The organism is Pelatocladus sp. BLCC-F211 (assembly GCF_041928655.1).
Taxonomy (GTDB): Bacteria; Cyanobacteriota; Cyanobacteriia; order Cyanobacteriales; family Nostocaceae; genus Pelatocladus.
In genome coordinates this window covers 1-15,267 of sequence record NZ_JBHFLM010000150.1, presented here as the reverse complement: position 1 = coordinate 15,267, position 15,267 = coordinate 1, and the positions used below count along the sequence as shown (strand labels likewise).

General features: G+C 40.3%; 9 protein-coding genes and 3 pseudogenes. 8 read left to right on the top strand and 4 right to left on the bottom strand.

Annotated features, from left to right (window positions below; translation table 11 throughout):
• Position 1: 1 nt before the first annotated feature.
• The 8 genes and pseudogenes from ACE1AT_RS18860 to ACE1AT_RS18825 all read left to right on the top strand — a co-directional run bounded on the left by ACE1AT_RS18860 (position 2) and on the right by ACE1AT_RS18825 (position 8,090).
• Positions 2-2,395 carry a glycoside hydrolase family 15 protein gene (locus ACE1AT_RS18860; protein ID WP_374871040.1) on the top strand — a complete coding sequence of 798 codons (2,394 nt, stop codon included), beginning with the start codon at positions 2-4 and terminating at the stop codon, positions 2,393-2,395.
• A 271-nt stretch (positions 2,396-2,666) separates the two neighbouring features.
• Positions 2,667-3,173: a DUF3172 domain-containing protein gene (locus ACE1AT_RS18855; RefSeq protein ID WP_374871038.1), complete on the top strand. Its 507-nt coding sequence runs from the start codon at positions 2,667-2,669 to the stop codon at positions 3,171-3,173.
• Positions 3,174-3,276: 103 nt separating this feature from the next.
• Complete coding sequence (gene lepB, locus ACE1AT_RS18850) at positions 3,277-3,882, top strand: signal peptidase I (protein ID WP_374871036.1); 606 nt, start codon at positions 3,277-3,279, stop codon at positions 3,880-3,882.
• A gap of 92 nt (positions 3,883-3,974) precedes the next feature.
• On the top strand, positions 3,975-4,673 hold the full coding sequence (locus ACE1AT_RS18845; protein ID WP_374871034.1) for a DUF4396 domain-containing protein: 699 nt from the start codon (positions 3,975-3,977) through the stop codon (positions 4,671-4,673).
• 2 nt (positions 4,674-4,675) lie between these two features.
• Complete coding sequence (locus ACE1AT_RS18840) at positions 4,676-5,260, top strand: DUF4232 domain-containing protein (protein ID WP_374871032.1); 585 nt, start codon at positions 4,676-4,678, stop codon at positions 5,258-5,260.
• A 69-nt stretch (positions 5,261-5,329) separates the two neighbouring features.
• Positions 5,330-5,788, top strand: a complete 459-nt coding sequence (locus tag ACE1AT_RS18835) for a cupin domain-containing protein (RefSeq protein WP_374871030.1) — start codon at positions 5,330-5,332, stop codon at positions 5,786-5,788.
• A gap of 110 nt (positions 5,789-5,898) precedes the next feature.
• A pseudogene (locus tag ACE1AT_RS18830) lies at positions 5,899-7,083 on the top strand (cation:proton antiporter); the annotation flags it as partial.
• 170 nt (positions 7,084-7,253) lie between these two features.
• Positions 7,254-8,090: an alpha/beta fold hydrolase gene (locus tag ACE1AT_RS18825; RefSeq protein ID WP_374871028.1), complete on the top strand. Its 837-nt coding sequence runs from the start codon at positions 7,254-7,256 to the stop codon at positions 8,088-8,090.
• Between the two features lie 91 nt (positions 8,091-8,181).
• Here ACE1AT_RS18825 and ACE1AT_RS18820 read toward each other — a convergent pair.
• From ACE1AT_RS18820 to ACE1AT_RS18805, 4 genes and pseudogenes are all read right to left on the bottom strand, one after another.
• A pseudogene (locus ACE1AT_RS18820) lies at positions 8,182-8,568 on the bottom strand (transposase); the annotation flags it as partial.
• Positions 8,569-8,813: 245 nt separating this feature from the next.
• Entirely contained in the window at positions 8,814-9,554 is a 741-nt protein-coding gene (locus ACE1AT_RS18815; protein ID WP_374871026.1) for an ISL3 family transposase, read from the bottom strand.
• A gap of 354 nt (positions 9,555-9,908) precedes the next feature.
• A pseudogene (locus ACE1AT_RS18810) lies at positions 9,909-10,496 on the bottom strand (IS630 family transposase); the annotation flags it as partial.
• A 260-nt stretch (positions 10,497-10,756) separates the two neighbouring features.
• Positions 10,757-15,097, bottom strand: a complete 4,341-nt coding sequence (locus ACE1AT_RS18805) for a translocation/assembly module TamB domain-containing protein (RefSeq protein WP_374871024.1) — start codon at positions 15,095-15,097, stop codon at positions 10,757-10,759.
• Positions 15,098-15,267 lie beyond the last annotated feature (170 nt).

Genomic DNA, 15,267 nt, shown 5'->3' with positions numbered 1-15,267 from the left:
CATGAAAATTCTTAATCAAACACAGGTTTTTGGTTCACCGGGTATCGATCCGCGATGGACTCATGCAAATAAAGATGGAGTCGGAACAGCTTACTCTACTTCCAGCCAAGTTTGGTTTACTATCTGGAACGGTGTTGTGACCGAAATCTACCATCCGACAGTAGACAAACCTCAAATTCGGGATTTGCAATACCTCATTTCTGATGGCAAAAGCTTTTTTCACGAAGAGAAACGCCATCTGCGATCGCAAGTAGAACATTTATGGACTCATGGTTTAGGATTCCGCATCACTAATTCCGATCCCCAAGGGCGCTATGCCGTGATTAAGGAAGTGATTGCTGACCCGCATTTATCCTGTATATTACAACACACAAAGTTAACAGGAGAGCGCGAGTTTATTTCCCAACTACATTTATACGCTTTATGTGCGCCCCATCTGGAAGTAGGCGGTAGGGATAATAATGGATACACGGTAGAAGTAGCTGGACTAAATATTCTTGTAGCAGAAAAAGGAGGAACTTGGTTGGCGCTGGGCGCAACAGTTCCGTTTACTCGTCTTTCCTGTGGCTATGTTGGTCGGAGTGATGGTTGGACAGATTTAGCTGACAATTTTTGGATGGATTGGCAGTTTGATAGTGCGGTAGATGGTAACTTAGCTTTGACTGGAAAACTCAATCTAGCTCAAAGTCAAGAGTTTACTTTAGGACTGGCATTTGGTACATCTGTACACAATGCAATTTCTACCCTGTTTCAGTCGCTTAATCTGCCTTTTGAACATCAGAAGCAGCAATATAACGAACAGTGGAAGCAATCGCGCAACGATATCAAATCATTAGAAAATGTTTCCTGCGATGAAGGGAAGTTGTATCACAGCAGCGTGAGTTTGTTGTTGGCACATGAAGACAAGACTTATCCTGGTGCTTTAATTGCATCTATGGCTATTCCTTGGGGTGAAACCAAAGATGACCAAGACCAAGGCGGATATCACCTTGTTTGGACGCGGGACATGGTTAGCAGTGTAGCAGGTTTAGTGGCAGCTGGGGAAACAGATACAGCAGTGCGATCGCTCATTTATCTTGCCACTAGTCAGCAAGAAGACGGGGGTTTTGCTCAAAATTTCTGGGTTGATGGTGAACCTTACTGGCAAGGTATTCAATTAGATGAAGTCGCATTTCCGATTCTTTTAGCATGGCTTTTACACCAAGAAAAAGTACCACTGAACTTTGATATTTATCCAATGATTCTCAGGGCTGCGGGTTATTTAATTCGTCATGGCCCCGTTACCCAACAAGAACGCTGGGAAGAATGTAGTGGTTATTCACCTTCCACACTCGCTTGTAACATTGCTGGCTTAATTTGTGCTGCCCAATTTGCCCGTGAACATGGCGATGAAGCCACAGCAGAATTTATCGAAGAATACGCCGATTTTTTAGAATCTCACATTGAAGATTGGACAGTAACTACCGAAGGAACTCTAGTTCCTGGTATCAAACGGCATTATATCCGCATTACTCCTACAGATATCAATAATCCCCAACCCAACGAAAATCCAAATCAGGGAACTCTTTTCATTAGCAGTCAACCGCCTGGTGAATCAGGAGAATTTCCAGCAAAAGAAATTGTCGATGGCGGATTTCTACAATTGGTACGCTACGGCATTCGCAAACCTGATGACCCAATTATTGTTGATTCTGTCAAAGTAATTGATGCAGTCTTAAAAGTGGATACACCCGTTGGGTCTTGTTGGCATCGTTACAACCATGACGGCTACGGACAGCAAAAAGATGGCAGTCCTTATACGGGTTGGGGTAAAGGACGTGCTTGGCCTCTCTTGACAGGAGAACGCGGACATTATGAACTAGCTGTTGGCGGTGATGTCAAAACATATATTAAGGCGATGGAAAGATTTGCTTCAGACACTTGTTTGCTACCAGAACAAGTTTGGGATGAAACAGATAAACCTGATGTGCATATGTATTTAGGAAAACCAACAGGTTCAGCAATGCCCTTAATGTGGGCGCACGCAGAGTATATCAAACTGCTGCGGTCAACTTATGATGGTCAGGTGTTTGATTTTATCCCAGCAGTAGCAAATCGCTATTTAGGCGAAAGAAAGCAATGTAAATCATTAGAAATTTGGAAATTTAACCGACAGGTAAGCCAAGTTAAAAAAGGTCAAACTTTGCGAATTCAAGCTTTAGCATCTTTTCAATTGCACTGGTCAGATGATAATTGGCAGACTCTTCAAGATACACCTTCTACTTCTACAAAGTTGGGCGTGAATTTTGTTGATATTCCTGTGTCCGATCATCAACAACAGCCAATCACCTTTACATTCTTTTGGATTGATAGTAACAAATGGGAAGAGCGCAATTACACAATAACAGTTAGTTGATTAGCTGTTAGCTGATCAAAGCTACCTAAGTTAATAATGTTGTAGAGTAGGCACTACTGCCCACTCTTTTTGTAGACACTTTTTCTTAAATACTTTGACATAAGTTTGTCACATGAGAGCTTTAACTTAAAAATATAGGGTATTAAGCTAAATTTATAAACTTAAATCCTAAAATATTGGCAAAATTTATACATATACATTTGCTTTATTTATGCTTAAAACCGATAAAATCTTGAAGTTCATCATTTAATCAAAGACAAAGAACTTAATTATGTTCAAAAAACCTCAATCATCTGCCGATAAAACTACATTTAATTTTCGCTTTAATACACTAATAGCAGCAATTATTGGGGCTGCTATCATGATAGGTATTGTTATTGGTGTTAGCATTAGCAGCGTTGCTAATTCCAACCCAGAGAATGTTGCTAGCAGCAGCTATATTGATACTGTTGCACCTAATGCAGATATTTGTGTACAGTATGGAGCTAGTGCCATAGTTACAGATGCTCATATTTTTGTGACTCTTAATCCTTTTAAAGTTTATGTCACACAACCAAAGATGCAGCCTGGATGTGTCTTGCGTCAAAATGATTGGGCAGTTCTTCAACAAAAAAATCTGGTGACATCTGCAAAAATGAATGAATGTAAGCAAAGTTTAAATACTTTTGCCTTCACAGGTAAACTGGAGAATTCACCGGATATTTACTGTGTTTATCAGAATGATGCTGCTGGAAATTTATTTGTGAATAAAAATAGTAAAAAGCCAGCTAATTCTTAATTAAACGTCATAACACAAAACAATAATTCAAAACTCCAGAGTACAACATGGATAAGATTTAGCATCCAAAAATATCTAGATTTTGTTACAGTTATGAAAAATTATGGGTAATCTTGAAAAAGACAAAGCAGAAAATTATGGTTGGAAAAATAATTTTTGGTTTGAAGGACTAAAAACCATCAGTTTGAGTTTAGTTTTAGCATTAGTAATTCGTACCTTTGTTGCCGAAGCCCGTTATATTCCTTCTGGTTCAATGGAGCCTACACTGCAAACAAATGATAAATTAATCATAGATAAAATTAGCTATGATTTTAGCTCTCCCAAAAGAGGCGATATTATTGTTTTTAATCCCACTCAAACATTAACAGCAGAAAACTTTAACGACGCTTTTATTAAACATGTAATTGCTTTACCTGGGGAAAAAGTAGCAGTAAAGAATGGCAAGGTATATATAAACGATAAACCATTACAAGAAAATTACCTGGAAGCTAAACCCGATTATCACTGGGGACCAGTGATAGTTCCGGCAGGTTCTTACTTAGTTCTTGGGGATAATCGCAATAATAGCTATGACAGTCACTATTGGGGATTTGTACCTCGTAATAAAATTATTGGTAAAGCAATTTTACGGTTTTGGCCTCTAAATCGAATTGGAGAAATAAACAAACCTAATTATTCATTATTTGTCTCTAAACCACCTGAAAATTAATTTCAGCTATCAAACTTTAGTGAGATGCTTTATCTATAGTATTTCACTCTAATAGGTAATTAATATTACTTGAGTGATAGGAGAGTTATAAAATGCCTCAATGGCTGTATGATATTGCCATCATTTCCTTAGTAATAGCAGGCATTTGCGCTTTGATAATTGCTATAGATATTTTTACTAAGAATCCTCAAAATATGTGGATTATGCAGGTAGTTTGGCCAGTGACAGCTTTATGGTCAGGGCCATTGGGGCTTTATGCTTATTATAAAGTAGGTCGATTAAGTACCAAGCAAAGAGTTCAAAGAGCGAAAGAAAGAGACGAAGAACCTCCAAATAAGAAAAAACCATTTTGGCAAAGTGTGGCTGTGGGAGCAACTCATTGCGGTAGTGGTTGCACTTTAGGAGATATCATTGCTGAATGGTTTGTTTTTTTCGTGCCAATTGTGATCTTTGGTAGTCATGTAATTGGGACTTGGGTATTAGATTATATTGTTGCGTTTGTTTTAGGAATTGCTTTTCAATATTTCACCATCAAACCGATGCGAGAACTTTCTATGGGTGAGGGTTTAAAAGCTGCCGTCAAAGCAGATACTCTTTCATTAACCGCATGGCAAATTGGAATGTATGGTTGGATGGCGATCGCACTATTTATTCTTTTTTCACCAGAGACATTACGCCCAAACAATCCCGTTTTTTGGTTCATGATGCAAATTGGTATGGTATGTGGCTTTCTCACTAGTTACCCAGTAAATTGGTGGCTGCTTAGTAAAAAAATTAAGGAAGTGATGTAGTTTTGAAATACAAAATCAAATTTTTTACCAAAGTTTATGGTGGTAGTATATTCTTAACTTGTGCAGCACTAATAACTGGCTGTACAAATTACTCCTTAGCCACTAAACAACAACCAAAGCCAAAGACTAGAGAAAGTTATAGTCCTGAAACTAACTCGGCTGCTAACCCTCAACGTTGCCAAACTGAACAATTATCAGTAAGTAAGGTATCTACCAATGCTGGTGCGGGAAGTGTCTTTATTATTTACGCTTTTACTAATAAAAGTTCATCACCCTGTAACCTCTATGGTTATCCGGGATTTGTCTTGCTAAACTCACAAAATCAGCCTCTTAAGGGGGTGAAAGTCATTCGTTCTCCAATCCCACAACAGCAATCTCCAGCAAATATAACTCTAGCTCCCAATGAGCAAGCCTCATTCGAGATTGCTTACAACCATATTAGAGATGTTGGTCAGACCTGTCCAACTTCTGTAAAAATTTTAATCACCCCTCCAAACGCTTATCATCACTTCACCCTGCCAGAAACAATTAACGCTTGTACAGGTAAAGTCAGAGTTAGACCAGTACAACCAGGGATTATCCAATAATAGCGATCGCTTCCCAATACATTTCGACATTTGAGATCAGATTTTCCACAATTAAAAAGAGCCATTTTTATGCAGAATAACTCATCACATAAACCAACTATTGACTACTGGCACGTCTGGACTGACCACGACGGTATAAGTCACCAGTCCCGTTGTCAAATTGAGGACTTCATCCAAAAAGGTATAGCCCCAGATACCTCGCCTCAGTGGCTTTCTAAATTACAGCAGTCTGGTGTCACAATCACCTTTACTGTGCTACCCGTGGGATGGGTTGGCAACTGGCATGAAAACCCAAAACCTCAGTGGGTCATCCCTTTGTCAGGACGCTGGTTTGTTGAGACTATGGATGGACAGCGAGTTGAGATGGGGCCTGGTGAAATTTCATTTGGAGAAGACCAGGGTACGAAAGCGGACACGCAAGGTCATAAGGGTCACTTATCTGGAACAGTAGGCGATGTGCCAGCTGTTTTGATAATGGTGCAACTCGAACAAACTCCAACTATAGAGCAATCTTGTCGATTTAGGTAAGGCTGACTCTGCGTTTAAAGTTGACAGTCATCAGTCATCAGGTAAATGTACAATTTATATCTTTCTAAAGTTTGATTATAGGAGGTTGTACAGTACGACTTAAGTTATTTATGGAAGAATCTTTGCCTATTACTATTTTGATAAGTGTAACAGTTATAGCTGGGATCGCAGCTCAAGTTTTAGCTGGTTTTTTTCAGATTCCTAGCATTGTCTTGCTACTTCTATTTGGGATTCTTCTAGGACGAGATAGTTTTGATTTTTTAGAGCCATCTTTATTAGGCGTTGGTTTAGAAGTTGTAGTTTCGCTCTCGGTAGCGCTAATTTTATTCGAGGGTGGTTTAAATCTCCAGCTAGGAGAGTTAAAAGAAGTTTCTAGCAGTCTTCGTAATCTCGTTACTGTGGGAGTGCTAATTACCTTTGTGGGTGCTGGAATAGCTGCACACTGGTTAAGCGAATTTCCTTGGCCAATTGCTTTTCTTTATGCCTCTCTGGTAGTTGTGACAGGCCCAACAGTTATTAATCCCCTCCTCAAACAAATCGGTGTAGATAAACAAGTATCAACACTTTTGGAAGGAGAAGGGGTTTTTATCGATCCTATCGGTGCAATTCTAGCTGTGATCGTGCTTCACTTTGTCTTGAGTGGAAATGTGCAGCCGCTTATTTTAATTAAGGGTTTGATTTTGCGTTTGGGTATAGGTGTAGTTATTGGTGTAGGCGGAGGTTGGTTGCTATCTCAACTTCTCAAACAGGATCAATTCTTATCCCAAGAGTTAAAAAATCTAGTTGTTTTAGCTAGTCTCTGGGGTTTATTTAGTTTGGCACAGGTGTTACGTAGTGAGTCGGGTTTGGTGGTGGCTGTAATTATGGGGATCGTTTTAAGAGCTAGTAACTTGCCTTCAGAGCCTTTAGTGCGTTGGTTTAATGAACAGTTGAGCATTTTAGCTAATTCGGTTTTGTTTATCCTATTAGCAGCAGATTTATCAATTGCAAGTGTTTTCGCTTTGGGTTGGGGTAGTGTTCTGACAGTTCTAGTGTTGATGTTGGTAGTACGTCCCATTGACATTTTGATATCTACCTGGAATCTAGGTTTTAATTGGCAGCAGCAGTTATTTTTATCTTGGGTTGCTCCCCGGGGAATTGTAGCCGCTTCTTTAGCTTCTCTGTTTGCAGTTTCACTTACAAAAGGGGGTATCAATGGCGGTGATTCGATTAAAGCCTTAGTATTTTTGACAATCATGATGACAGTTTTTTTCCAAGGATTGACGGCTAGTTGGGTCGCCAATCTACTCAATTTACGTTTAATAGGTCAAACTAATCAGAACTATTTGCAACCAGCTAGCGATGATGCAAAGATGCTAGAAGATGAAAAAATAGACAATCCTGCTTCTAAGTTAGTTGAATCGTAATTCTAATTAGTTAATGATTTACCAAAATTATCACCCTTGTTGTCTAGTTTAATTTAGTCATGCAAGCTAAAATTTGCAATCATCCTTATTTTTTAACTACTGAGTCATCTAACCCTACTTATCCACTTTTTGTATTTTTACCAGGAATGGATGAGACTGGAAAGGAACTAATGTATATTCAAACAGCAGGTCTAGAGGCTGCTTTTGATGTCCGTTGTTTTGTCATTCCCCCTGACGATCTAACTAGCTGGGATGAAATGACAGAAGAAGTGGCAACTTTAACTCAAATAGAACTAGAAAAATTACCGCGTAAACACGTACAGCGCGTAGCGTCTCGTAGAGAAGTGGCTTGTCGTGAGACATCGCCTGTTTATCTCTGTGGTGAATCATTCGGTGGATGCTTGGCACTAAAAGTTTTAGAAAAATTCCCTGAACTATTTACCAAAATTATTTTAATTAATTCTGCCTCTTCATTTCACCGAGTACCTTGGTTAAATTTAGGTTCACTTTTATTTCCCTATACGCCCCAATTGTTTTATAAAATCTCTTCGTTAATATCTTTACCTCTTCTAGCTAATTTAAATCGAATTTCACCTAATGCTAACCAAGCTCTTTTCAAATCAATTAGTTCTGCACCTAAAGAAACTGCTAATCAGCGTCTATCTCTGATGAGAGAATTTGATATTGACGAGAAAAAATTATCTAAGATTACTCAACCTGTCTTACTTATTGCTGGTAAAAATGACCGACTTTTACCTTCAGAAGCAGAGACACACCGCTTAAGTAGTATTTTCCTTAATTCTCAAATAATAACTCTACCTCATAGCGGTCATGCCTGCTTAGTTGAAAGGGATATTAATCTTTATCAGATTTTATTATCAGCTAATTTTGTTTAAGTGTTAGCTCATGACTCATTTTACAGGTAAAAAAACTGTTTTGCTCAAAATAGCTTTGAGAATTTGGCTCTTTAGTACTTGTTATGCTAAACTAACAATTAAAGTGCCAATTTAACAAGCATCTAATTCGGAAGTTTTCAAAGTTTCTAAATCCATAAGCCGAGCGTTTAATTAGCTTGAGTTTGTTATTGATACCTTCGACAGCACCACTAGTTGTCCCATTATCAAAGTAAGCAATAATTTCATCAAACCAACGAATAATAGTATTGTTGCTATTTGGGAAATATTTTTTAGCTCTCGATAGCCACATACCTAGTTTAAAGACTCCCGTGTACCAATCATTAGTCTTATTAAAAATCGCTCTAATTTTTTCTTTTAGTTCATGCATTACTTTCAGAATAGTCGAGACATTTTTCACTTGAATGAGTTTATTCAATTGCTGCTCATTTAAATTCTCTTCATTCTTAGGGATCTCCAGAAAATAAAATGTCCCGCCCTATCAAATATATTTCGGCTCAACCCAAGGACTGGTGGGCGTTGCGCCCCCAGGCGCAACGCGAGGGCGGGACATTTTATTACTTGGAAAGGCCTTAAGCAAGGGATATTTACTATTCTTAAATCCCTCTAATATTAGTTCATACTTAGCTTTCTCTGCTGCTAAATTTTCTTTCTTGATTAACGCTTCTACATTTCGTTTTTCTTTTTTCCTTTGTGTATCTAGTTCTACAACTTCTGTGTCATTACATGAAATCTATCTGCTACTACTTGAGCATTCGGCATTAATTCTAGTACTAAATTTTTATAGCCCTGCCACAAATCTATACTGACTTCTTCTATTTGTTCTAACACCTCGGTTCCCCATTCTATCAGGGTTTCCTTTATTACTTCTTGTGTGCGTCCGTTTAACAAAGCAATTAGTTTAGATGTATCTAAATCTATTAATACCGCACAGTAATTACCATGACCTTTAATCAAAGCTATTTCATCAAGTCCAAGTCTTTTTAGATTCAAAGGTTTTAAATTGGGTAATTTTTCGGATGCGTCTTTTAACATCCTTTCTATTTCTTCTGTCGTCACTATACCTTTCGACGCTACACTATGAATATCCGAGTCTAAAACCTCTTGTATTATCTGCTGTGCAAGTCGTTTTGTATAAGTTCTTTTTTTGCTAACAAAATCTAGGTCTTCACTAAATGGTTTTTTACATATTTCACATTTGAATTGTCGTCTATTAATTTCTAAAAATACTGGTTTCTCTCCCAAGGGTAAGTCTTTAACAATATGTCGATGATTTTGATGTAATTTATGGCTTTTTGTACCACACCTGGGGCAAGTACTATATGATTGTTTTGATTCGGTTTGTAAAATCATTCCAATCCCAGGATGAAGGCGATGTGAGATAACTTTTATATCGTCTAAATCCAGAAGCTCTGTTAAAATTTTAATATCTCTTTTGCTAGCCATAACTGTAAATTTACATAAAATAATCTGTTTGTATTTACAGCTAATAATAAATACTATTTAGATGTCAATACCTCTAAGAGTTTTGGCAAAAAAAAAGATACATTTTTTAGTGTTTAACTGGATACCATAACTAATAGTTTAGCATAACAGCTACTGAAGAACCGCTATTTTTTGGTTGAGATTCAGTTTGATAATTAGCAACTTTGATGTTTGCAAACTGACCAAATATAACAAAGTTGAAAATAGATTTGATTATGTTAAGTAAGTCGGCGGGGAAATTTATAACTATGTAACGAAAAGTTAAACTGAAGAATAAGAGTTAAATTTAATACGTTCCGTACTATGTTTTCCTCTTTATCCCCTCGCTTTAACCCCATTGATTACGGCATAAGCAAGGTCTAATTCGTCGTCAAACATTTGTCCCGATAGCTCATCTTTTTTAAGATGCTGCCACTCTAATTCAATTGGGTTCATCTCAGAACAATATTTAGGCAGAAAAAAGATGTATAAACCCTGACTTTCCCACTTTGACCATAACTGTTGAACTTCCTGGCATCGGTGGATTGGATCGTTATCCTGTACTATTACTCTTATACGTCCAAATTTTTCCGCCTCTTGGGCTTCAATCTCCATCATTTGGATATAAGATTTACGATTAACACCGCCAATAACTAAGCCGTAAACAAAGCTGATTAACGGTTGAAGAAGCCCAATAATACTTAATCTACGCCCACGGCGCTTTGTTTGCTCTAAGCGTTTTTGCTCACCTCGTTGGTAATAGGTATAACTTGGCTCGCTCCACATACAGAAACCTGATTCATCCAAATACTTCAGGTCTATTTCTCCAGTGGCAGCAGATAATTCCAACATATCTAGGTCTGCTTGCTTTATTTCTTTGGTTTTTGGGTCTTGCTTACTTTTGTGACTTTTTCTTACTCGCTTAACCTGATTATCTCTGCTCGGTCTTTGATTTTCTGTGGTGCATCCACAGTTCTTAGGTTTAATAGAGTTTTGTCCTGATCGCGAGTCAAAAATACCCTTAAACGAGCGCCCATCTCTTAGTCACCTCGGTAGGTACATTGTCCGTATTTATTTATCTTTACATAGTTTGGTTTTTTCACGCCGACTTACTTAAGTTGGTATGAATATACGATAGCTAAGGCGATCGCACAGGTCTTTGTAGTGCAGCCATTATGTTGTAACTAAAATCTTGTTTGATACTCCACTAACACCCGACTCTCCCCAGAAAGATCAGTAGAGCCGCGCACCAAAGTTTGATCGTTCAGACGGTAGAGTAAGTTGTAACGGAAGGGTTCGTCAGTAGCAAACACCCGCGACAGGGAAATAGAAAAATCATCTGTAATGTCAAAAATTGCCTCTGCTGTTAAGCCGAGTACTGAAACGTCCTCCGTTGGGTCAGTCACAATAGTTGGGAATAGGCGTAATTCATCGATACCGATCGCCTCACCGATTTTTGCAATGCTTCCCTGTAAGTTGTTTAATAAGGTAGACGAAGCGATCGCCGCCAGTCCGAGAGTGGGATCTCCTCTACCGAAGTTGTTGACAAAGGAACCTCCTAATAAAGCCACGATTTCTGATTCACTCCGATTCGGATCGCTCGTCAATTCCAAATTTTCGGCTAATTCACTAGCCGCTCCTTGGATCGATGCTTCTACGCGCACGGTGCGAAAAGTGGCAAAGCTAGTTGTAGAAGGATCTCTAATTTCGCTAGATAGAGGGGAGGTTGGGACGCTAAACTCTCCTGTTGCTTCCGGTACGGTTGCTACGAGAGTGACATCTAGGATCGGGTCTAATCCTCCCTTTGGTGTGAAGCGTGCCGTTTGTGCTTCGCTCCGCGCCAAAGTGAACACAGTTGTGAATAAGTTAACTTGTCCCCCCACCAGACGCACCACACCTTGAGGGCGAGGATTTGCCAAATTGCCATTTACAGTTAAATCTCCCTCTGCCTCAAAGCTAAAGATGGGCTGACGAGTTACCCGCACGTCTTCACCTAGAACTAGCCGTAGATCTGTCAAGTCTATGGGCAACTGAGTTGATGGGGTTGCATTGGCTGTGGTTGTATTAGCTGGTTTAGAAGTAGCAGCCGCTTCGGTTCCCCCAACTAATATTTTTCCGTTGCTCAGTCGAATCGTACCACCAAGATTCGGGGATAGGGCTGTGCCTGTAATCACAACGTTGCCACTGGCTCCTCCCTGATACAGTCCGGCTAAATCGACATTCAAATCGTTCAGCGATATAGTCAGGGGATTATTGGTTGCTTGCTGCTGGGTTTGGGGAGTGGCAAAAATCGGCAGGATGCCTGAAGCAGTCACCAATTCCCGATTGTATTGCGCTTGGATGCTGGGGACAATGATGCGATCGCCATTAAACTGTACCGTTCCTGTCACATTGGTTAACGCTTCGGGTAAAGCTTGCGCCTTAAAAGTAGCATTCTCAACTACCGCTTTCCCCATTACCACTGGTTGATTTAGAGTCCCCTGTACTTGAACATTCAGTTGCCCTTGACCTTTAACCCAAGTCACCCGATCAGTGAATAAATTTAATAGTGCCAAGCCTTCATCTTGCACATTAGCTTGTAGGCTAATGCGATCGCTCTGGGGTTGAACAGCAGCAAACGGCAACGCTAAGGGAATACTACCTGTTATTTCTACTGGTTGCCTCTGTGCTATCAGTACCGTACTACCAAAATTCAACCGTGCATCGTTGTAGCTAAAGCTGAGTTGGGCTGACTCGACAGGTTGCTCGTTTACACTCCCCTCTACTAGCGCTACTTCCCCGATCGCTCTAGGATTTTCTAAACTGCCTGCAACAGTGACAAGTGTATTTAATCTCCCTGCTACCTCTAAGGGGAATTGTGGCGGTAGAAAAGGTTTGATGAGTGATAGTGGCAGTGTTGTAACTCGTACCTGTCCCGATAGTTCTTCCTGTGCCAACTGTCCGGTAAAAGCGATCGCTCCCTCACCCAAGTCAAGCCGCAAGGGAAGTAAAGTTAAAACACCATTGTTATAAGTCCCTTGGGCGACAACTTCATCAATTGTTGTGAAGTTCTCCCATACCCAGTCCTGACCGAGAAGATTAAAGCTGACATTAAATGCTGGTTGGGTTCCTGGTTGCAAAGAGCCAGATACTTCAATATTGCCGCTAATAGTACCGTTTAAGGCTGCCAGTGGAGGCAAGGGAGACGCTTGCTGCTGTTGACGCTGTTGTTCTAAAAGGGCTTTGATTTCCGAGAATCGCCGCAGTTGTGTTAATAAGGAGCTTTCTGGTAAACCAACAGATACAGTTTGTAGTGTTTCTGCACCAGTTAATACTGGTGGTGTACCACCAGTAATATCTTGCAAGTCGAAGATACCCAGAGTTGGCAAGACGTTTTCAATTTTGGCTCGATCGAAGTTAATTTGGAATTGAAATTGGCGATCGCCTCCACCCTCTAAGTTGCCACTCAAGGATATGCTGGTCTCGCCTTGCCGCAATTCACCTTCTCTCAACGTCAAAGCACCATCTTCATAACGGATACGTCCTTGCAAGACATCTGCTGCAAAAGACCTAACTCGCGGTTGAGAAATCGCTACATCCCCCACCAAGGTTGACTCAGTGAGATTTTCTGCTAGGTCGATAACGAGGTTGGCGGATATATCCCCAGCGATCGCGCCTAGATTCTGCAAGCGATTGCCTGGAATAACACTTCTCAACACCGCCACAGGGAAGTCACTCACATTGACAACTAAGTTTTCTCCTTGGGTTCTACCAATTGCCACTGCTTGGTCACGCTCGACAAAAAATGAAATCGGGCGATTATTATCATTAAGGGTAAAGGCAATTCGGTCTTGCTGGCCAGCAACTTCCAGTTGAGTCCTTTCTCCTGGTTGATAATTCAGTCTTCCAGCTAATACTAAATCGAATGCTAAATTATTAACACTCAAATTTCTCAGCCTCAAATCTCCGACTGCTCCCAATGCAGTCGGAGTACCTGTAACTTGTCCTGTAAAGTCAGCTTGCCCTGCCAAAGCTATATTTCCAGGCAAATTCAAGCCGAAATTTTGTAGATTATAGCCTCGCGCCTGCACGTCCAAATTCAATCCGGCTATTTGAGGGGCTGCATTTTCTGGTAATTGGACAGCGACAGTACCTTGAGCCGTTAATCCTGGTGCAGTTGCTTTTTGAACGATAATTTGCTGACCATTCCACCTAACTTGAGCTGTTAGCGGTTGCTTGACGATCGCTAATCCTTGAGAAAAGCGAACTTGTCCTTGTGCTTGAATGTCTGCAAGCTGGAATGAATCTCCTGATATCTGGAGGTTATTAGCCCTCAACCGCCCCCGCAACTGAGGTGAAAATTGATTGAGTGCTATGCCAGTGGCATCAACCACCGCTTGAAACTGTCGTTTTTGGTTGATTTGACCTGTAGCCTTGATAGTACCGTCTGCCACGTTAAACACGGCATTGCGGAGCAGCACATTACCTGCATTCGTGACAACCACCTCTGCTTTACCAGGATAAGTAGCTTCAGGTACAGAAATTTGCGCGACTGTACGTATATTGCCAGGAGTTCCAGAAATTTTGGCTACTGCTAAGATATCGCCAACTTGAATTGGGGTGGAAATGTTGTAAGTTTGAGCTAACGCATTTCCTGGCAGATTCGGCGCTCGAAAATTAAACGCGATTTGCGGTTGAGTTCCCAACTGAATTTGACCGCTACCCGTAATTTTTCCCCCTACTGTTGGGGTTGCCTGAATATTAGTAAAGGTAATTTTAGGTGTAGATCCAGCTGTCGTCAAACGAAAGCGACTATTAATATTATTAAATTTAACGCGGTCAATTTGAGCAGTTTTAATCGTGCTAACTTTTCCTGTGAGGATTGGCTGTCTAATTGCTCCTTGCACTTGAAGATTTGCTGTGAGGGTTCCAGTCGTAGAAACAGGGAAATCCACCTTCAGCGTGTTTAAAACATTATTAACGCTAACTGCTTTCACCTGACCTGAGAGGTTGTAACCTGTTTGAGTATTTACTGCCCCACTAATCTGCACGGGAATTTTGCCGTAGCGTGTATTGACGTTTTCTAGGGCAATTTTCTGCCCTTGGAATTGTAGCTTACCTTGGGTGTTGGTGAAGAGTTGGGGAATGTTGGCAATTCGAGCAGTGACATTTTTCAGGCTAGCCGTCCCAAAAACAGCTGGTTGCTGCCCTTGAGGTTGTAATTGCACTTTGATATCACCATCGACTCGACCCGATTGTAGGTTAATGGGCAAATTAATTAATCGGCTGAGATCGGCTGCGAGTAAATTTTGCGCTTGGATATTAACAGTTGTCTGTTGCAATGTAGCAGGGTGCGTTTCTCCAGCAATCGCGAGTTTGCCTCCTGTTTTCGGTTGACCAGTTAGCTCAAACTTAATCCGCTGATTTTGTTCTAAGAATTGGGCAATACCGTTAATATTAGCGATCGCCACTGCACCTTTAGGCTTACCTGGTTTGGGATTTGGCACTAACACCACATCAGCATTCTGTACCCGGATCGTTTCCAAGTCAGTTTGAATGAAACCAGCCCCTTCTTGAGTATTAATTTGGGTAGAAACCCATTGCCCATTATTCGCCTGTGCGATGTAAACAGTAGAAATCTCCGAAATAGTAATTTTCTGTGGTAAAAGAATATAATATAAGTCTATTTACACAAGAATTATGAGTTCCGTATTGG